The 19418-nt window shown below is 73.2% G+C and carries 17 protein-coding genes and 1 riboswitch; of the genes, 7 read left to right on the plus strand and 10 right to left on the minus strand.

The annotated features are described in order from the left end of the window. Together JWP64_RS18325 and JWP64_RS18330 are read right to left on the minus strand one after the other, a co-directional pair. Window positions 1-4293 (minus strand): NAD-glutamate dehydrogenase domain-containing protein (locus JWP64_RS18325; protein WP_297498661.1); only part of this gene is annotated, 4293 nt, incomplete at its 3' end. 95 nt (window positions 4294-4388) lie between these two features. Continuing rightward, entirely contained in the window at window positions 4389-4688 is a 300-nt protein-coding gene (locus tag JWP64_RS18330; RefSeq protein ID WP_297498664.1) for a hypothetical protein, read from the minus strand. A gap of 64 nt (window positions 4689-4752) precedes the next feature. Here JWP64_RS18330 and JWP64_RS18335 point away from each other — a divergent pair, with 64 nt between their 5' ends. Next, a complete protein-coding gene (locus JWP64_RS18335; RefSeq protein ID WP_297498667.1) occupies window positions 4753-5655 on the plus strand; it encodes a Sir2 family NAD-dependent protein deacetylase in 903 nt (300 codons plus the stop codon). Here JWP64_RS18335 and JWP64_RS18340 read toward each other — a convergent pair. Then, entirely contained in the window at window positions 5631-5828 is a 198-nt protein-coding gene (locus JWP64_RS18340; RefSeq protein ID WP_297498670.1) for a hypothetical protein, read from the minus strand. The two genes, JWP64_RS18335 and JWP64_RS18340, sit on opposite strands and share 25 nt — an antisense overlap. 44 nt (window positions 5829-5872) lie before the next feature. On the opposite strand from JWP64_RS18340, the gene JWP64_RS18345 reads away from it, so the two are divergent. Both JWP64_RS18345 and JWP64_RS18350 read left to right on the plus strand, forming a co-directional pair. Then, window positions 5873-6838, plus strand: a complete 966-nt coding sequence (locus tag JWP64_RS18345; RefSeq protein ID WP_297498674.1) for a zinc-binding dehydrogenase — start codon at window positions 5873-5875, stop codon at window positions 6836-6838. 89 nt (window positions 6839-6927) lie between these two features. Continuing rightward, the gene (locus JWP64_RS18350; RefSeq protein WP_297498677.1) at window positions 6928-7413 is read left to right on the plus strand and encodes a MarR family winged helix-turn-helix transcriptional regulator; all 486 of its coding nucleotides are present in this window, start codon (window positions 6928-6930) and stop codon (window positions 7411-7413) included. A gap of 81 nt (window positions 7414-7494) precedes the next feature. On the opposite strand, the gene lepA is transcribed toward JWP64_RS18350, so the two are convergent. Beyond that, the gene (lepA, locus tag JWP64_RS18355) at window positions 7495-9336 is read right to left on the minus strand and encodes a translation elongation factor 4 (RefSeq protein ID WP_297498679.1); all 1842 of its coding nucleotides are present in this window, start codon (window positions 9334-9336) and stop codon (window positions 7495-7497) included. Between the two features lie 86 nt (window positions 9337-9422). On the opposite strand from lepA, the gene JWP64_RS18360 reads away from it, so the two are divergent. Then, window positions 9423-10421 (plus strand): hypothetical protein, encoded by a 999-nt coding sequence (locus JWP64_RS18360; RefSeq protein WP_297498681.1) that lies wholly within the window; start codon window positions 9423-9425, stop codon window positions 10419-10421. 220 nt (window positions 10422-10641) lie between these two features. Here JWP64_RS18360 and JWP64_RS18365 read toward each other — a convergent pair whose 3' ends face one another. Next, window positions 10642-11448, minus strand: a complete 807-nt coding sequence (locus JWP64_RS18365; RefSeq protein ID WP_297498684.1) for a TSUP family transporter — start codon at window positions 11446-11448, stop codon at window positions 10642-10644. A 173-nt stretch (window positions 11449-11621) separates the two neighbouring features. Between JWP64_RS18365 and cynS the strand changes: the two genes are divergently transcribed. Continuing rightward, window positions 11622-12086, plus strand: coding sequence for a cyanase (gene cynS, locus JWP64_RS18370; protein WP_297498687.1), 465 nt, complete (start codon window positions 11622-11624; stop codon window positions 12084-12086). A 3-nt stretch (window positions 12087-12089) separates the two neighbouring features. On the opposite strand, the gene JWP64_RS18375 is transcribed toward cynS, so the two are convergent. The 4 genes from JWP64_RS18375 to JWP64_RS18390 all read right to left on the minus strand — a co-directional run bounded on the left by JWP64_RS18375 (window position 12090) and on the right by JWP64_RS18390 (window position 15898). Beyond that, a complete protein-coding gene (locus tag JWP64_RS18375) occupies window positions 12090-12836 on the minus strand; it encodes an alpha/beta hydrolase (RefSeq protein ID WP_297498689.1) in 747 nt (248 codons plus the stop codon). 97 nt (window positions 12837-12933) lie between these two features. Further along, on the minus strand, window positions 12934-13800 hold the full coding sequence (locus JWP64_RS18380; RefSeq protein ID WP_297498691.1) for a transglutaminase family protein: 867 nt from the start codon (window positions 13798-13800) through the stop codon (window positions 12934-12936). Next, the gene (locus JWP64_RS18385; protein WP_297498694.1) at window positions 13776-14303 is read right to left on the minus strand and encodes an alpha-E domain-containing protein; all 528 of its coding nucleotides are present in this window, start codon (window positions 14301-14303) and stop codon (window positions 13776-13778) included. The genes JWP64_RS18380 and JWP64_RS18385 overlap by 25 nt, the downstream gene beginning before the upstream one ends. Further along, window positions 14303-15898 carry a circularly permuted type 2 ATP-grasp protein gene (locus JWP64_RS18390; RefSeq protein ID WP_297498712.1) on the minus strand — a complete coding sequence of 532 codons (1596 nt, stop codon included), beginning with the start codon at window positions 15896-15898 and terminating at the stop codon, window positions 14303-14305. Before JWP64_RS18390 ends, JWP64_RS18385 begins: the two co-directional genes overlap by 1 nt. Window positions 15899-16328: 430 nt before the next feature. Here JWP64_RS18390 and rpsT point away from each other — a divergent pair, with 430 nt between their 5' ends. After that, entirely contained in the window at window positions 16329-16595 is a 267-nt protein-coding gene (rpsT, locus tag JWP64_RS18395; protein WP_297498696.1) for a 30S ribosomal protein S20, read from the plus strand. A 163-nt stretch (window positions 16596-16758) separates the two neighbouring features. Here rpsT and holA read toward each other — a convergent pair whose 3' ends face one another. Continuing rightward, window positions 16759-17742 (minus strand): DNA polymerase III subunit delta, encoded by a 984-nt coding sequence (holA, locus tag JWP64_RS18400; RefSeq protein ID WP_297498699.1) that lies wholly within the window; start codon window positions 17740-17742, stop codon window positions 16759-16761. A 145-nt stretch (window positions 17743-17887) separates the two neighbouring features. Next, window positions 17888-18032, plus strand: a riboswitch (SAM riboswitch). Between the two features lie 6 nt (window positions 18033-18038). Between holA and thrC the strand changes: the two genes are divergently transcribed. Then, window positions 18039-19310 carry a threonine synthase gene (gene thrC, locus JWP64_RS18405; protein WP_297498701.1) on the plus strand — a complete coding sequence of 424 codons (1272 nt, stop codon included), beginning with the start codon at window positions 18039-18041 and terminating at the stop codon, window positions 19308-19310. Window positions 19311-19418 lie beyond the last annotated feature (108 nt).

Raw genomic sequence — 19418 nt, forward strand, 5'->3', positions numbered from 1 at the left:
CTCGCGCGGCACCCCCCGGGCGGCCAGCGCCGCGGTCCGGCCGGCCGTCTCCTCGGCCTCCCACCCGCGCAGCAGGGACGGCAGCCGCGGCAGCAGGGCCCGCACCGGGGCGGCGAAGCGGTCCGTCTCCCCGCGCACCGCTAACGGCCGCGAGCGGTTGGCCAGCAGCCACCGTGTCGCACCGTCGAGCAGCCGGCGCGACTCGAGCACGAGCTCGTCGGTCAGCGCGGTGGGCACGGCCACCGGGAGCGCGGCGATCTCGGCCCAGAGCGCCGGCAGGTCGAACACCGCGGTCGCCACCCGGTACGCGCGGGCCGCATCCGTGGGGGTCGCCGCGGCGTCCTCGGCCAGCCGGTGGGCGAAGGTGATGCCGCCGCCGTCGACCATCTCGTTGACCAGCGAGGTCGTCACGATCTCGCGGCGCAGCGGGTGGGCGGCCACGGCGCCGGGGAACCGCTCGGCCAGCGCCGAGGGCAGGAGACCGGCCAGCCGGTCGGTGAACTCGGGGAGATCGGGCAGGTCGCTGCCGAGGATCGCCGCCTTCAGGTCGAGCTTGGTGTGCGCGAGCAGGACGGCCAGCTCGGGCGAGCTGAGGCCCTCCCCCGCCCGCTGCCGCTCCGCGATCTCCTCCGGGTCCGGCAGCACCTCCAGGGCCCGGTCCAGTCCGCGGCGCCGCACCAGGTCGGCGATCATCCGCCCGTGCACCGCGAGCATCTCGGGGGCGTGCGACCGGGCGACCCCGAGCGCCGCGTTCTGCGCCCGGTTGTCCGCGAGGACCAGCTCGGCGACCTCGTCGGTCATCTCCGCCAGCAGTGCGTCCCGGCCCGCGCGGTCGAGCCCGCCCGCCGCCACCCGCCGGTCCAGCAGGATCTTGATGTTGACCTCGTGGTCCGAGCAGTCCACCCCGGCGGAGTTGTCGATCGCGTCGGTGTTGAGCCGGCCGCCGGACCGGGCGAACTCGATGCGCCCGCGCTGCGTGAGGCCAAGGTTGCCGCCCTCGCCGACGAGCTTGACCCGCAGGTCCCGGCCGTCGACCCGGATCGCGTCGGCGGCCTTGTCCCCGGCATCGGCATGGCTTTCGCCGCTCGCCTTGACGTAGGTGCCGATCCCGCCGTTCCACAGCAGGTCCACCGGCGCGAGCAGGATGGCCCGGATGAGCTCCGGCGGGCTCGCCACGGTGGTCCCGTCGGCCAGGCCGAGCGCCGCCCGCATCTCCGGCCCCACCGGGACGGCCTTCGCCGTGCGCAGCCACACCCCGCCGCCCGGGCTGATCGCGCTCCGGTCGTAGTCGTCCCAGGAGGACCGGGGCAGGCCGAAGAGCCGGCGGCGCTCCGCGAAGCCCACCGCCGGGTCGGGGTCCGGGTCGACGAAGACGTGCCGGTGGTCGAACGCCGCGACCAGCCGCACGTGGTCCGACAGCAGCATCCCGTTGCCGAACACGTCGCCGGACATGTCCCCCACGCCGACCACCGTCACGTCCTGGATCTGCGGGTCCACGCCGAGCTCGCGGAAGTGCCGCCGCACGCTCTCCCACGCGCCCCGGGCGGTGATCCCCATCGCCTTGTGGTCGTAGCCGACCGACCCGCCGGAGGCGAAGGCGTCGCCCAGCCAGAAGCCGTACCCGGCGGCGACGTCGTTGGCCACGTCGGAGAACCGGGCGGTGCCCTTGTCCGCGGCGACGACGAGGTAGGCGTCGTCGCCGTCGTGCCGCGCGACCCGGGGCGGCGGGACGGTCACGACGGCACCGTCGTCGCCGGTCACCAGGTTGTCCGTCACGTCGAGCAGCCCTGAGATGAACGTGCGGTAGCAGGCCTCCACCTCGCCCGGCCCGGGGGCGGGAGCGGTGACCACGAACCCGCCCTTCGCCCCCACCGGCACGATCACCGCGTTCTTCACCGCCTGCGCCTTGACCAGGCCCAGGACCTCGGTGCGGTAGTCCTGCGGCCGGTCGGACCAGCGCAGGCCGCCGCGGGCGACCGGGCCGAACCGCAGGTGCACGCCCTCCACCCGGGGTGAGTACACGAAGATCTCCGCCCACGGCCGCGGCGCCGGCATGTCCGGCACCGCCGCGGAATCGATCTTGAACGAGAGGTGCGGCCGGTCCTGGTAGGCGTTGGTCCGCAGGGTCGCCCGGACCAGCGCGAGCTGGCCGCGCAGGATCCGGTCCGCGTCGAGGCCCGCGACCTCGTCGATCAGGGCCTCCACGCCGCGACGCGCCTCGGCCGACCGTTCCGCGCGCCCGGCGGGCGCGAGCGCCGGGTCGAACCTGGCCCGGAACAGGTCCACCAGCCCGCGGGACGCGGCCGGGTGGGCCACCAGGATGTCCGCGACGTACTCGGCCCCGAACGGCCCGCCGAGCTGCGCGGCGTAGTGGGCGTAGGCCCGCAGCACCGCCGCGTCGCGCCAGCCGAGTCCGGCGCCCGGGACCAGGGCGTTGAACCGGTCCGCCGCCGCCTCCCCTTGCCACATCGCGCGGAAGGCGGCGCAGAACCGCTCCCGAGTGCCGCGCCCGGCCATCGCCCGGGTCGTCCCGGCGTCCGCCGCCAGCCCGAAGTCGTAGATCCAGCAGCTGCTCCCGTCCGGCCGGACGATCTCGAACGGCCGCTCGTCGACCACCTCGACACCGAGGCTCTGCAGGGCCGGCAGCACCGCGGACAGGGACACGCCCGGCCCGGCCCGGAACAGGCGGAAGCGCAGCTCGTCGCCACCGGGGCCGCCCTCGGCCGACAGCTCGACGTGGGGCTCGTCGCCGAGATCCCGGATCCGGCGCAGGTCGAGCAGGGCCTGGACCGGGTCCACGGCGTCCTTGTAGCTCTGCGGGACCCCGGCCAGGTGGTCGGCGAGGTCGTCGGCCGCGGCGCCCGCGGCGTCGAGCACCCAGTCGTCCCAGGTGAGGATGGCCGCCGCGAGCTGCGCCTGCAGCCGGGCGGGATCCGGGGCGCGCACGGCCGGGTCGACCTGGACCGTGAAGTGGACCAGCGCGGGGCCGCCCTCGCCGAGCTCCACGGTGTCATCGACGCGCCACCCGTCGAGCTCGCGCAGGAGCACCTTCTGCATCGCCGACCGGGCCTGCGCGGAGTACCGGTCCTGGGGGAGGTAGACCAGGCAGGAGAAGAACCGGCCGTAGGGCTCCCGGCGCAGGAACAGGCGCAGCCGCCGCGGGTGGTCGAGGTCCAGCGCGCCGACCGCGGTCTCGTGGATCTCCCGCGCGGAGACCCAGAACAGCTCCTCGCGCGGGTGGCGGGAGATCACGTCGAGCATGCGCTGGCCGGACCACGACTCCAGCGGGACGCCCGCACGCCGGACGGCCGCGCGCACCCGCCGCTCGAGCACCGGGGTGTCCAGCACGTTCTCGTGCAGCGCGGTCGCCGTGAACAGCCCCACGAACCGGTGTTCGCCGGTGGTCCGCCCACCGGCGTCGACGATCGGGATCGCCAGGTCGTAGGGGTGGTCCGGGCGCAGCACCCGGCTCGGCGCGGCGGCCCGGGTCAGGACGACGGCGGCGCCCCCGCCCGCGCCGGGCGCGTGCACGAGCCCGTCGGCCCCGTCCCGCCGCAGCACGCCCAGGCCGGACCCGGGCACCGGACGAAACCGCCGCGACGCGCCCGGGTCGATCTCGTGGCGCCGGTACCCCAGGAACAGGAAGTGCCCGTCCGCCAGCCAGTGCAGCAGGCGGGCGACGTCCCGCCGCTCGTCCGGGTCACCGGTGCTCGGGTCGGGCGCCCCGGCCAGGTCGGCGGCCACCGCCGACACGCTCGCGGCGATCCGCTCGCCGTCCTCCGCGAGGTCCCCGACGGCGTCGAGCACCTCGCGCAGCTCGGCCCCGAGCTCGGCGTTCTCCTCGTCCGAGATCGGGTCCAGCTCGAGCCGGACCCACGCCTCGACCAGGGCGTCCGGCGGCCGGTCCTCCGGGGCCACGGTCGGCAGGACCTCGGCCGCCGCGCCGTCCGCCGGGCGGCGCACGACGACCATCGCGTGGACGACGCGCCGGATCTGCGGGCCCACCCGGCCGACCCCGGCGAGCACGGACCGGACGAGGTGCGGCACGTCGGCGCCGACCAGGTCGACGACGGCACCGCCACCGGCCCCGGAGCTGATGTCGACGAGCCACTCGTCGGGACGGCGGTGTGCGGCGAGCCGGCGGTGTGCGCGGGCCGCGTCGGCGAGGGCAGGCCACGAGCCGTCCCGGTCCCCCGACCCGCCGGCGGCCTGCCGGGCGTAGAGCAGGCACAGCTCCGCGAACCGCGGGTCGAGCCCGCCCGCGGCGGCGGCGTCGGATCCGGTGCGCGTCATCGCCCTCCCCGGGAAGCGTCGACGACGGGGCCCGGCCACCCTAGCGAGGTTCCTCCCGCCCGGTGAGCCCTTCGTGCACGTGAGAAGCGGTTCCGTCACCGCCCCGGGGCGAACCAGCCCGGGTCCCGGCCGCTGACGCCGAGCGCCTTCGTGAACGCCGGCGCCGTCTCGCCGACGGGGACCTCGGGGCCGATCCACCCGGCGTCACGCCCCATGGCGGCCATTCCGGTCATGGACTCCAGCGCGACCGCGCCGAGCTCCTCCGGCACGTCGCAGGGCTGCCCGGTCGCGACGGCGACGTCCCACGCGTGGACGAGGAACTCGCCGGTCATCATCGCGCCGATCGCGGCGACGGCGAGGTCGATGCTCCGGGCGAGATGACTGCTCTGATCCATCCCGCGAGCCTGCCGCGGTACCGGCCGGCGGCATTGTAGGAACGCGACACCTATCCTGGATCGCGTGCCGAGCACCGCCGCGACCCAGGTCGATCGGGCCCTCGAGGTCCTCTCCGGCCGTCCGCTCGTCGCGCTGACCGGCGCGGGCATGAGCACGGACTCCGGCATCCCGGACTACCGCGGCCCCGGTTCGCCGCTGCGCCGCCCGATGACCTACGGCGAGTTCGTCTCCGGCGGGGTCGCGCAGCGCCGCTACTGGGCGCGCAGCCACGTCGGGTGGGCCCGGATGCGCCGCGCGGTGCCGAACCCCGGGCACGTCGCCCTGGCCGCCCTCGAACGCGCCGGGACGCTGCGCGGCCTGATCACCCAGAACGTCGACGGCCTGCACGGCACCGCCGGGAGCCGCGAGCTGATCGACCTGCACGGCCGGATCGCGGACGTGGTCTGCCTGGGCTGCAGTCGGATCAGCCCGCGCGACGTGCTGCAGGCGCGCCTCGAGGAGCTCAACCCGGGCTTCGTGGACTCGGTCGGCGCGGAGATCGAGACCGCCCCGGACGGCGACGTGCTGCTGGAGGCGACGGACGGCTTCCGCCTCGCCGCGTGCGAGGCCTGCGCCGGCGCCCTCAAGCCGGACGTCGTGTTCTTCGGCGAGAACGTGCCGAAGGAGCGGGTGGCGCGGGCCTACGCCATGGTCGACGCGCTCGCCCCCGTCGACGGTGCGCTGCTCGTCGCCGGGTCCTCGCTGACCGTCATGTCCGGGCTGCGGTTCGTCAAGCGGGCCGCGAAGGCCGGCGTGCCCGTCGTGATCGTCAACCGCGGCGCGACCCGCGGGGACCCGCTCGCCACCGTGCTCGTCGACGAGGGGTGTTCCGAGGTCCTGTCCACCCTGGCCGGTGTGGCCCCGGGGCCGACGTACCGCGAGCCGGCGGCCCCGGCGATCGGTCAGTGGCGGGACCTGGCGCCCTGACGGGAGCGGGCCACGGCCGCGAGACCGAGCCCGACCAGGCGGTCCACCCCGGCCGCAGCGAACCAGCACACGGGCAGCACCACCGCGAGCGCGAGCAGCACCTGGAACGGGAACGCGAGCTGGGTCACCCACAGCTCCACCGAGTCCCACCAGTCCGCGACCGCCCGCCACACGGCCCACACGGTATCCGGCCGCGGTCCGGGCTAGATTCCGGGACATGTTCGCCGTCTACGCCGCAGAGCCCAATGCCGACGCTCCGCTCGACTCGCTGACCGTCGGGGAGCGTCCCGATCCCGAGGCCCCCGAGGGCTGGGTCAAGGTCAAGGTCAGTGCCGCCAGCCTCAACATGCACGACATCTGGACGCTGCGAGGCGTCGGGATCAAGCCCGAGCAGTTCCCGATGATCCTCGGCTGCGACGGCGCCGGGACGCTGGAGGACGGCACCGAGGTCGTCCTGCACTCGATCATCGGCGATCCGGACTGGACCGGGGACGAGACCCTCGACCCCAAGCGCACCCTGCTCACCGAGAAGTACCAGGGCGCCATGGCGGACACGATCGTCGTGCCCGCGCGCAACGCCGTGCCCAAGCCGGACGGGCTCACGGCCGTCCAGGCCTCCGTCATGGGCACCGCGTGGCTCACCGCCTACCGGATGCTGTTCACCAAGTCCGGCCTCAAGCCCGGCCAGTCGATGCTGGTGCAGGGCGCCTCCGGTGGCGTGTCGACGGCGCTCGTGCAGCTGGGCAAGGCCGCCGGGATGCAGGTGTGGGTCACCGGCCGCAGCGAGGAGAAGCGCGCACTCGCCGAGAAGCTGGGCGCGCACCGGGCGTTCGAGTCCGGGGCGCGGCTGCCCGGCAAGGTCGACGCCGTGTTCGAGTCCGTCGGGGAAGCCACGTGGAAGCACTCCATGCGCGCGGTGCGCCCGGGCGGCGCGATCATCGTCTGTGGCTCGACGAGCGGCCCGAACCCGGGCGCGGACCTGCAGCGGTTGTTCTTCCTCCAGCTGCGCGTCGAGGGCTCCACGATGGGCACGCGCCAGGAGCTCGCCGATCTCCTCTCCTTCGTCGCCGCCGCCGGGATCACCCCCGAGATCGGGCTCGAAGTTCCCATGGAGCAGGCCGAGGAGGCCTTCCGTACGATGCTGGAGGGTGGGACCGCGGGCAAGATCGTTCTCACTCACTGAAACCGTACGCTCACAGGTATGGGGTGAGGTTCGGCCTTTTTCCTGCACACAGCGGAAATCGGCCCAGACTTTCAGTACAGTCGGTCACCGTGTCCGAACCAGTCAGTCGTCAGGCGCCGGGTCGCGGGGTTCCCCCGTTGATCCCGGCGCCGCGCGTCCCCGGCCTCGTCGAGCTCCTCGACCGCGTGGAACGAGCCGTCGCCACGGCGCTCACCCCAGTCACCTCGGCAGAGGGAGTCAGCCGTGACGGCTGGCGGGTCCTGCTGATGCTCGCCCGCGGCGGTGGCCGCAGCATGGGGGAGATCGCCACGCACACCGCGCTCCCCGCGCCGACCGCCACCCGCGTCGTCGACCGTCTGGTGGCCCAGCACCTGGCGTACCGCCAGGGCGATCCGGTGGACCGAAGACGGGTGCTCGTCCACCTGGCCGCGGACGGCCGGGCAGTGGTCGAGCGGGTGTGCGGGGCGATCGAGCGTCGCGTCGGGACCGTCCTCGGCAATGCCCGCACCCCGGAGCGAAGCCAGCTGGCCGATCTGCTCGAGCAACTGGCGACCCCCGCCGACCAGCCCGTCTGACTCCCCCGCACCACCCCGGTAGCGCTCCCCGCCTCCCCGTGCCCTCGAGCCGTAGCTCCCCGGTTCAGCAGTGAGCCGCCCCTACTTCTTCGGCTTGTCCCCGGCCGCGTCCGTCGAGAGCGCCGCCACGAAGGCCTCCTGCGGGACGTCGACCCGGCCGATCGTCTTCATCCGCTTCTTGCCCTCCTTCTGCTTCTCCAGCAGCTTGCGCTTACGGCTGATGTCGCCGCCGTAGCACTTGGCGAGCACGTCCTTGCGGATCGCGCGGATCGTCTCGCGCGCGATGATCCGCGAGCCGACGGCCGCCTGGATCGGCACCTCGAACTGCTGGCGCGGGATCAGCTCACGCAGCTTCGCCGCCATCGACGTGCCGTAGCCGTACGCGTCGTCCTTGTGCCGGATCGCCGAGAACGCGTCCACCGGCTCGCCCTGCAGCATGATGTCGACCTTGACCAGGTCGGCCTCCTGCTCGCCGGCCTCCTCGTAGTCCAGGCTCGCGTAGCCACGGGTCCGGGACTTCAGCGCGTCGAAGAAGTCGAAGATGATCTCGGCGAGCGGCATCGTGTACCGCAGCTCGACGCGCGTCTCGGACAGGTAGTCCATGCCGCCGAGCTGCCCGCGCCGGCTCTGGCAGAGCTCCATGATCGAGCCGATGAACTCCGACGGCGCCAGGATGGTCACCTTCACGACCGGCTCGAAGATCCGCGCGACCTTGCCCGTCGGCCAGTCCGACGGGTTCGTCACGGTCATCTCGGTGTCGTCGTCCTTGATCACCCGGTAGACGACGTTGGGCGCGGTCGAGATCAGGTCCAGGCCCGCCTCGCGCTCCAGCCGGTCCCGGGTGATCTCCAGGTGCAGCAGGCCGAGGAAGCCGCAGCGGAAACCGAAGCCCAGGGCCGCGGAGGTCTCCGGCTCGTAGGTGAGCGCGGCGTCGTTGAGCTGGAGCTTGTCCAGGGCCTCGCGCAGGTCCGGGTACTGCGACCCGTCCACCGGGTACAGCCCGGAGTAGACCATCGGGCGCGGCTCCCGGTAGCCGGTCAGCGGCTCGGTGGCCCCGTTGCGCAGGCTGGTGATCGTGTCACCCACCTTGGACTGGCGGACGTCCTTCACGCCGGTGATCAGATAGCCGACCTCGCCGACGCCCAGGCCGCGGGAGGGCTTCGGGTCCGGGGAGACGATCCCGACCTCGAGCAGCTCGTGCGTCGTCCCGGTGGACATCATCCGGATCTTCTCGCGCGGGGTGATCCTGCCGTCGACGACGCGGATGTAGGTGACGACGCCGCGGTAGGTGTCGTAGACCGAGTCGAAGATCATCGCTCGGGCCGGGGCGTCCGGGTCGCCGACCGGGGCCGGGACCTGGCGGACGACCTCGTCGAGCAGCTCGCGCACGCCCATCCCGGTCTTCGCGCTGACCCGCAGCACGTCCTCGGGCTCGCACCCGACGATGTGCGCGATCTCCGCGGCGTAGCGCTCCGGGTCCGCGGCCGGCAGGTCGATCTTGTTGAGGACCGGGATGATCGTGAGGTCCTTCTCCAGCGCCAGGTACAGGTTCGCTAGCGTCTGGGCCTCGATCCCCTGCGCGGCGTCGACCAGCAGGATCGCGCCCTCACAGGCCTCGAGCGCACGGGAGACCTCGTAGGTGAAGTCCACGTGGCCGGGGGTGTCGATCAGGTGCAGGACGTTCTCCTGCCCCTCCACCGTCCACGGCAGCCGCACGTTCTGCGCCTTGATCGTGATGCCGCGCTCGCGCTCGATGTCCATGCGGTCGAGGTACTGCGCACGCATGTCGCGCTCGTCGACGACCCCGGTCATCTGCAGCATGCGGTCCGCCAGCGTCGACTTGCCGTGGTCGATGTGGGCGATGATGCAGAAGTTCCGGATCCGCTCCGGCGGGGTGAACGTCTGGTCGGCGTACGAGCTCACTCAGTATCCATTTTCCTGGGGGATCAATTCGCTACGTGTCATCCTCCATGGTCCCACGCCCACGGTGCGGAGCACGCACGCGGACCATGTGTGAGCAGATGCACCCCTGGGTACACGGCGCCATGACGAAACCGGCGGACAGGACGAACTCGGTCGACGGCGCCCCGGGCGCCCCGGTTCCCGAGGCCCCCACGGACACCGGGTCGTCCCCCACCGATTCGTCCTCTCCGGCCGGGCACTCGACCCACCCCGGCACCGACTCGCTCGTCGGGCACCGCGTACGCAGCCGGGAGGGCGGTTCCCTCGGGCGCCTGACGAAGGTCGTCCCCGGCCCGGACGGCACCCCTGCCTGGGGCGTGGTGAAGCCGACCTTCGGCGGGAAGCGGATGATCCCGCTCGCCGGCGGCGCCCCGGGCGACAGGGCCGGCGAGCTGCATCTCCCCGTGGACCGCCGGGCCTTCCGCAGCGCGCCCACCGGCGGTTCGGACGACACCGTCGAGCTGGAGCGCCACTACGCCGGCCGCGGCGCCCTGACCGCCGCCCGTGCCCGGCAGTACGAGCGCTTCGGCGGGCTCAAGATCGGCAGCGCGTTCTTCGGCTGGATCGTCGCGGTCGGGCTGACGGTCATCCTCGCGGCGATCGCGACGGGCGTCGCGGCCCTCGTCGGCGCCGGCCCGGACCTGACCAACGCGGTGGACGGCAACGGGGTCAGCGCGGACGTGCAGACCGTCGGGCTGGTCGGCGGCATCGTCGCCGTCGCCGTTCTCTTCCTCTCCTACCTCGCCGGTGGCTACGTCGCCGGCCGGCTCGCCCGCTTCGACGGCGCCCGCAACGGCGTCGCGACCTGGGTGATCGGGTTCGTCGTCACGATCGCGGCGACGATCGGGACGGCGGTCGCGGGCTCGCAGGCCGGGTTCGCCGCACGGCTGCCCGGGATCGCGTTGCCGGAGAGCACCTTCACCGCCGGCGGGTTGGTCGCGCTGGCCGTCGCGGTCGTCGTCACGCTGGTCGGCGCCGTGCTCGGCGGCAAGGCCGGCGAACGCTTCCACAACCGCGTGGACCGCGCGGGCGAGGCCGCCCTGTAGCGGGGCTCCCGCCGGACGTGCGGCCACGAGGCCACCGTGCCGGCCGACGTCGAGGTGCCGGAGGCCGGGGTGATCCGCAGCCCGGTCCCGCCCGAGCGTGTGCGAGAGCGCGCAGGTGCAGAGCTCGCCGCCTCCCGCACGTCGTCGCTGCGCACTCGAGACACGGCAGGACCAGAGCATCCCGCGGCCAAGCCCTGAGCCGGGCGACAGGCGCGAGCACTCAGCCGAGCGCGAGCCGGGTGGCGAGCGTGACGATCAGCGCCGCCACCACGACGAGGAACACCTTGCGCACGAACGCCGAGCCCCGGCTCATGGCGAGCCGGGCGCCAAGGACGCTGCCGGTCAGGTTCGCGGCGGCCATCACCGCGCCGAGGCCGACGAGCACGGCGCCCGTGGGCAGGAAGAACGCGAGAGCACCCAGGTTGGTCGCGGTGTTGACCACCTTCGCGGACGCCGAGGCCGTCAGGAACGCGAAGCCGACCAGCCCGACGAGCAGGATCACCAGGAACGAGCCGGTACCCGGCCCGGCCAGGCCGTCGTAGAACCCGATCGACGCACCGCCGGCGACCATCACGGCGAGCTCCGCGCCCCGCCCGTACCGGGGGGTGTGCTCGACGCCGAGCGACGGGCGTCGCCACGTGTAGAGCCCGACGCCGACGAGCGCGACCAGCACCACGACGGTCAGGACCCGCGACGGCAGCGACGACGCCAGCAGCGCCCCGCCCAGCGAGCCGGCGAACGCGGCGCCCGCCATCGGGCCGGTGTGCGACCAGTCGATCCGCACGCGGCGCGCGTAGGTGATCGCCGCGGACGCCGTCCCGACGACCGCGGCCAGCTTGTTCGTCGCCACGGAGAAGATCGCCTCGCCGCCGGGCAGGATCAGCAGCAGCACCGGCAGCTGGACCAGCCCGCCGCCCCCGACGATCGCGTCGACGGCGCCGGCGCAGAAGGCCGCGACGGCGAGCAGCAGCAGGGCCGCGAGGGTGACGTCGCCGAGGCCCGGCCAGCTCAGGGGGGCGGTGAGCACGGGGAACGACGCTACCCGGGCCTCCTCGGCCGTCAGGGGCGCGGTCCGCGCCGGCCGGTGTGGGGGCAGCGCCGCACCGCTCCCGGTGGCCGGGGCCGTCCCGGTGCACGAGCATCGGACCCGGCCCGACGTCGTGCCCGTCGTCCCGTTCCCCGGAACTCCCGGAGGTCGCCATGTCCGTCACCCCGCTCCCGCCGCCCGACCGCGCCGAGGCCGCGCGTGCGGTGCTCTTCGCGAAGAAGCGCCTCGGCCTGCGCTGGGACGCGATCGCCGAGGCGGTGGGGAAGTCGACCGTGTGGACGACGTCCGCCCTGCTCGGCCAGCAGACCCTGACGCGGGAGCAGGCCGTGGCCGCCGGCAACCTCCTCGACCTGGAGGACGCCGAGGTCGACGCGCTGACGGACCCGCCGGTCCGCGGGGCCGCGGCCGTCGACACGACCGACCCGCTCGTCTACCGGCTCACCGAGGTCGTGCAGGTCTACGGGGCGACGATCTCCGAGCTCGTCCGCGAGGAGTTCGGCGACGGGATCGTCAGCGCCATCGACTTCGAGATGGCCCTCGAACGCGTCGAGGACCCGAAGGGCGACCGGGTGCGGATCACGCTGAACGGGAAGTTCCTGCCCTACCGCGTCTGGTGAGCCCTACAGGCTCGCCCAGAACCGGTTGAGGGCCTCGGCGCCGCGCTTCGGGTCCTCGGCCATCCACCAGTGCCCGAGCCCGTCGAGCACCTCGACGCGCGCTCCGGCGCGGGCGGCGGCGCGGTGGCGCTGCTCCTCGGTGCCCACCCTGAAATCCTCCGCCGGCATGATCGCCAGCCCCGGCCGCTGCGCGGCCTTCTCCAGATCCCGGCCGGCGTCGGCGAGCGTGGGCTGGGCCGCCGAGCGGTAGAGGCGCAGGATGCTCTGCGCCATGGCCTCGTCGAAGCCCGCGGCGACCCGGTCCGCCACCGTGGGCGCCATCCCGCGGTCGGCCAGGTTCGCGGCCCGCGCGGCGACCGGCGCCGCGGCCATCTGCGCCACGGCCTGCTCCCCCACCTCGGGCTGCTGCCAGACCTGGGCGAGGTCGTGCCAGACATACTCCGGGTCGAAGACGCCGACGATGTCGCTCACCCAGCTGCGCAGCAGGTCCGGCCGGGCCATGGCGACGTTCAGCACGTGCCCGCCGCCCCAGTCGTGCCCCACGAGGTCGACCGGGCCGGCGTCGAGCGCCTCGATCTCGCCGATCAGCCAGTCCCGGTACTCGGGCATCGTGGCGCCGAAGCCCTCGGGCACCGGCGCACCGAAGCCCGGCGGGGACAGCCGGACGACCGGCGACGGCTCCAGCAGCGGGACCAGGAGGTCCCAGACGGCGGCGGTCTCGGGGTTGCCGTGGACGAGGACGACGGTCATGGGGGCACCGTAGCGAGGCCGGCCGACACTCCGAAACCGCAGCTCACCGGGCCCTGTGCGCGCGAAACCTCGCCAGAACGAGGTTTCACGCGCACGGTCAGGCCAGGCGGGTCATGTCGACGGTGACGTCCAGGGCCTCCGCGGACCCGCCCGAGTAGATGCCCTTGATCGGGGACACGTCGTTGTAGTCCCGGCCGACCGCGACCCAGACGTGGCGCCGGCCGATCGGCATGTCGTTGGTCGGGTCGTAGCCCCACCAGCCGCCCGTGCGGGCCTCGATCCAGGCGTGGCTCTCCCCGCTGACGGTCTCGCCGATCCCCGTGTCCTTGCGCGGCAACAGGTATCCGGATACGTAGCGGGACGGGACGCCCATCTCGCGCAGCAGCACCAGGGAGAGGTGCACGAAGTCCTGGCAGACGCCCTTCCCGGCCTGCAGGGCCTCCGGCGCCGAGGTGTGCACGCCCGTCGTCCCCGCCTGGTAGGTCATCTTCTCGTGCACCCACCGGCACGCGGCGTGCACGGCGTCCACGGGCTCGTGGGCGCGCTTGATGTCGCTGGCCACCTCGGTCAGCGCGGGGTCCTTGCTGACGTACTCGGTGAACTCGAGCATCTCGGTGTAGCGGTCCCGGACCGCCACGCCGGCCAGGTCCTCCCAGGTGGCCTTGCGGACCGGCTCGACCTCGTCCCCGGTCTCCACCACCGACGTGCCGGTGACCAGCAGCTCGGTGTGCGGCGCGTGCAGGTCGAACGCGGTGACCTGGCTGCCCCAGTAGTCCTCGTAGCGGTAGGACCGGGTGGCCGGCACCGTCTCGATGCGGTTGACGATCACGTTCTGGTGGCCGTCGCTGCGCGGGGTCAGCCGCACCTCGTTGTAGCTCTCGTGCACCGGCGCGTTGTACTGGTAGCCGGTCTCGTGCACGACCCTGATCCGCCAGCCCATCACACGACCTCCGGTGCGGTCCACGCGACCCAGGGGGCGGCGTGGAAGAACTGCAGGGACACGGCCTCGCCGACGTCCCGGATGGTCTCCTGCAGGCCCAGCAGCAGGGCGGGCAGGTCGTCGAGCAGCTCCTCCGGGCGGAGGAACTCCAGCTCGCTGCGCGCCCGGCCCAGCAGCCGCAGCGCCTCCGCGTCACGTCGCGTTGAGGCACTCCACATCTCCGACGAGACCACCTCGCGCGCGCCCCGGGCGTTCTCCCGGGCGCTGGTCAGCGACGAGACGATCGAACCGGGCGACCCGTCGGCGTGGCCGACCGCCTCGGTGAGGGAGAAGGCGTCGAGCGGGGAGCCGTCGGTGCCGGGCTCGATGCCGAGGACGTCGAGCAGCCGGCGGGCGGCCGCGCCGACGTCGATGGTGGCGCCCTCGAGGAGCTGGTGGACGGACACGTCGAGGACCCGGGCCGTGTCGTCGGCGCGCTCCACGTAGCGGCCGATCCAGTACAGCGACTCGGCGTTGCGGGCCAGCATCAGTGATCACGCCCCTGCTGTTGCTGTTGCTGTTGCTGGCCGATCGTGAGCTCCGGGCAGTGCTCGGCCGCGGGGGCCTGCACGGGTCCGATCGCCGCGGTCAGGCCCGCCTGCCCGAGCTCGCGCTCGGCCTCCGGCGCCCGGTTCGGGGCCAGCACCCAGGTGTCCTTGCTGCCGCCGCCCTGGCTGGAGTTGACCACCAGGCTGCCCTTCGGCAGCGCGACCCGGGTCAGGCCGCCGGGGAGCACGTAGACGTCCTCGCCGTCGTTGACCGCGAAGGGCCGCAGGTCGACGTGCCGCGGGACCAGCCGGTCGTCGACGCGGGTCGGGACGGTCGAGAGCTGGACGACGGGCTGGGCGATCCAGCCCCGCGGGTCCTCGCGGATCGCCTTGCGCGCGTCCGTCAGCTCCTTCTTCGAGGCGTTGGGACCGAACAGGATCCCGTAGCCACCAGAGCCCTCGACGGGCTTGAGCACCAGCTCGTCGAGCTGGTCGATGACGTGCCCGCGCTCCCCGTCGAGCCAGCACCGGAACGTCGAGACATTCGGGATGACCGGCTTCTCGTCGAGGTAGTACTTGATCATGTCCGGGACGTAGGTGTAGACGAGCTTGTCGTCCCCCACGCCGTTGCCCACGGCGTTGGCGATCACGACGTTGCCGGCGCGGGCCGCGTTCATGATGCCGGCCACGCCGAGGACCGAGGTGGGCTTGAACTGCAGCGGGTCGAGGAAGTCGTCGTCGATGCGGCGGTAGACGACGTCGACGCGCTGCTCGCCCTCCGTCGTGCGCATGTAGACGACGTTCTCCCGGCAGAACAGGTCCCGGCCCTCGACGAGCTCGACGCCCATCTGGCGGGCCAGCAGCGAGTGCTCGAAGTAGGCGGAGTTGTAGACGCCGGGGGTCAGCACGACGACCGTCGGGTCCGCGACGTTCGGCGCGGCCGCGGCGCGCAGGGCGTGCAGCAGGTGGATGGAGTAGTCCCCCACCGCCCGGACCCGCTGGCGGGTGAAGAGGTCCGGGAAGACGCGCGCCATCGTGCGGCGGTTCTCCATGACGTAGGAGACCCCGGAGGGGTTGCGGAGGTTGTCCTCCAGCACCCGGAAGGTGCCCTCGGCGTCCCGGACCAGGTCGATCCCGGCGACGTGGATGCGGACGCCGTTGGGCGGGTTCAGCAGGTGCGCGGAGCGCTTGAAGTGCTCGCAGCTGGTGATCAGCCGGCGCGGCAACACGCCGTCGCGGACGATCTGCGCGTCCCCGTAGACGTCGGCGAGGAAGGCCTCGAGGGCCTTCACCCGCTGCACGATGCCGCGCTGCAGCTTGTTCCACTCGGTCGAGCTGATCACCCGCGGCACGATGTCCAGCGGGAACGGCCGCTCCTTGCCGGACAGCGAGAACGTGATGCCCTGGTCCAGGTAGGCCCGGTCCAGCGCCTCGGACCGCACGGTCAGGTCCGCCGCGGCGGTGGGGGCGATGGCGTCGTGCAGGGCGCGGTAGGGGCTGCGCACCGTGCCCTCGGCGTCGAACATCTCGTCGTACGCGTCCGGATGGGGCCGATCGGGCTCCAGGTAGCCTTCGAAGAGCGCAGAATCCGCCAGATCGGTGGTGGTGCGGGCGGCGGCGCCGTTGCGGCTGGCGGGAGCGCCCCGCGAGGGTCCTGGTCTGCGATCCGCTGCTCGGCTCACGAGGGTCATCTTGGCCGTTCAGCGCAAGGTGAGCCATACGGACGCGTGCTACGAGCGAGTTGCGGTCGGATCATCCGTCGATCGCCCGCCGTGATCTCCCGTCCCTGGCAGGAGCGTTCCCCGGAGCGGGGTCCGGGCCGCCGGCGGCGGTGTGTCAGGATGGAGTAGCCCCCGGCACCGCGGGAGTACCTGCACGCGGGAACGGGGCGGTGCGACCGTGCGTCTTGTGCGCTGTTAGCATGGTTGACCGAGTGCTCGGCGTGCTCGACCGGATTTTCATCACGTTCGGTGTCGCCTGGGCCCCCCGAACTGCAGGCATCTTCGACGACTCGAGGCAAAACGCGTGGCGAACATCAAGTCCCAGATCAAGCGCGTCAAGACCAACGAGAAGGCGCGTCAGCGCAACAAGGCGGTCAAGTCCTCCGTGAAGACGGCCGTCCGTCGCTTCCGTGAGGCCCTCGACGCCGGCGACGCCGAGAAGGCCCTGACGCTGCAGAAGGCTGCGGCGAAGGCGCTGGACAAGGCGGCCGCGAAGGGCGTCATCCACAAGAACCAGGCCGCGAACCGCAAGTCGGCGCTGGCCAAGCGCGCGAAGGCCGTCAGCGCCTGACGCACGCGCTGCATCCACCGAAGGCGCCGTCCCCACCGGGATGGCGCCTTCGGTGCGTTCGGGGCCGCCGCCTCCCGCCGCTCGGGTGGCTCAAGCGTCAGCTGGCGCTGCTCGAGCCACTCGAGCGGCGGATGCGATGGAGCGCCGGGGGTGGGCGCCGGGGTCAGTGGGGGTTGCGGGCCTCGACGATCGCCAGGACCGCACGCTCCAGGGCGTAGCCCGTGTCCGCGGCCGCACCCTTGACGTCGGCGTTGACCTGCGCCGTCGCCGCGATCGCCACCGCGAGGCCCTCCGGCCGCCACGCGCGGACCTGCCCCTGGGCCTTGCGGACCTTCCAGGGCGGCATCCCGAGCGCGCCGGCGAGCCGGTTGGGGTCACCGCGCCCCGCGGCGCCGACCTTCGCCAGCGTCCGGACCGCGTCCGCCAGGGCGTCCGCCACCAGCACCGGGGCGACACCGAGCACGAGCGCCCAGCGCAGCGCCTCCAGCGCCCCGGTCCGGTCCCCCGCCACCGCCTTGTCCGCCACGGCAAAGCCGGAGGACTCGGCGCGGCCGCGGTGGTAGCGGCGGACGGCGTGCACGTCGATCGAACCGCCCGTGTCCGCGACGAGCTGCCCGGTGGCCGCGGCGAGTTCCCGCAGGTCCGACCCGACCGCCTCCAGCAGGGCCGCGACGGCGTCCCCGCTGATCGAGCCGCCCGCGCGCCGGACCTCGGACCGGACGAAGTCCGCGCGGGCCTCGGCGCGGGTGATCCGGTCGCAGGTGGTGACGTTCGCTCCGCGTTTGCGCAGGTCGTCCGCCAGGGCCTTGCCCCGGGCCCCGCCCGCGTGCAGCGCGACCAGCACGATGCCGTCGGCCGGTTCGGCTGAGTAGGCCGTGATCGCGGCGGCCATCTCCTTGTTCGCCTCGTGCGCGGCCTGGATGACGACCACGCGTCCCTCGGCGAACAGCGACGGGCTGAGGTATCCCGCGAGCTCACCCGGGGTGATCTCGGAGGCGCGGAACCGGCGGATCTCCGCCTCGGGGTCCACGGCTCGCGCGGCGCGCAGCACGTCGATCACCGCGCGTTCGACCAGCAGTTCCTCCTCGCCCACGATCAGCTGCACGGGAGCGGGCGGCCGGGTGCGGGGGGAGTCTGCCTGGCTCACCCCTCCATCGTGGCCCACGAGCCCGGGGGATCGTGACCCGCCTCCCACATCGAGGACTCCAGCTTTCGCAGACCGAAACCCGTGCCGTAACGTCTCGGTCATCCGCGTGGCGAGGTTCGCCCTGCCCCACGGCACAACTGCATATGGCTCATCCAGAGGGGTAGAGGGAACGGCCCGTTGAAGCCCCGGCAACCGGCGTCGAGCGACGATCCGCGCGAACACATCAGTGTCCGCTCGTCGACGAACCAGGTGCCAAATCCGGCCCGCGAACCACGCGGGACAGATGAGGAGATCTCGTGACTCTCACTGCTGACATCCCTGCCGGCACGTCGTACGACCTCGGCCCCGCCCGCGCGCTCTCGTGTCGCGAGTGCGGCCACCAGACCCCGCTGGCCGCGGAGTTCGCGTGTCCGCAGTGCTTCGGCCCGCTCGAGGTGGCCTACGACTTCCCGGCCGTCACCCGCGAGGCCATCGAGGCCGGCCCCAAGTCGATCTGGCGCTACAAGGACCTGCTCCCGGTGCCGACGAACGTGCAGGCCTTCCCGAACACCGAGCCCGGCCTGACCCGGCTGATCCAGGCGGACCGGCTCGCGGCCGAGCTCGGCGTCCGCAAGCTGTGGGTGAAGGACGACACAGGCAACCCGACGCACTCGTTCAAGGACCGCGTCGTCGCCGTCGCCCTCGCCGCCGCTCGCGAGCTGGGCTTCAAGGTCCTGTGCTGCCCCTCCACCGGCAACCTGGCCAACGCCGTCGCCGCGGCCGCCGCCCGCGCCGGCTGGGACTCGGTCGTGCTGATCCCCTCCTCGCTGGAGCAGGCGAAGATCACCACCACCGCGGTCTACGGCGGCACACTGCTCGCCGTCGACGGCAACTACGACGACGTGAACCGCCTCGCCACCGAGTTGGCGGCGGAGCATGAGGAGTGGGCGTTCGTGAACGTGAACGTCCGCCCGTACTACGCCGAGGGCTCGAAGACACTGGGCTACGAGGTCGCCGAGCAGCTCGGCTGGCGGCTGCCCCGGCAGATCGTCGTCCCGGTCGCCTCCGGCTCGCAGCTCACCAAGGTGGACAAGGGCTTCGGCGAGTTCGTGAAGCTCGGCCTGGTCGAGGACACCCCCTACACGATCTTCGGTGCGCAGGCCACCGGCTGCTCGCCGATCGCTGCAGCGTTCGAGAACGGCCACGACGTGGTCCAGCCGGTCAAGCCGGACACGATCGCCCGCTCGCTCGCCATCGGCAACCCGGCCGACGGCCCCTACGTGCTGGACTCGGTGCGGCGCACCGGCGGCGCCGTCGGGCACGTGACCGATGAGGAGGTCGTCGCGGGCATCCGGCTGCTCGCCCGCACCGAGGGCGTCTTCGCCGAGACCGCGGGTGGCGTCACCGTGGCGACGGCGAAGAAGCTCATCGAGGCCGGGCTCATCGACCCGGACGCCGAGACCGTCCTGCTGATCACCGGCGACGGCCTCAAGACCCTCGACGCGGTGTCCGGCGAGGTCGGCCCGACCGCGACCGTCCCGTCGACCAGCAAGGCCGTGCGCGAGGCGCTCTCCTTCCTCGACGACTGAACCGCCCGGACCCGGAGCCCGCCCCGAACCCGGGGCGGGCCACATCCGCGGGGGCGGGGCCGCGGGCTGCCCCGCGTCGAGCTCCGGTCCCCGCCACCGTGCGATCTC

It is taken from the genome of Pseudonocardia sp. (genome assembly GCF_025465255.1).
In the GTDB taxonomy this organism is placed as follows: Bacteria; Actinomycetota; Actinomycetes; order Mycobacteriales; family Pseudonocardiaceae; genus Pseudonocardia.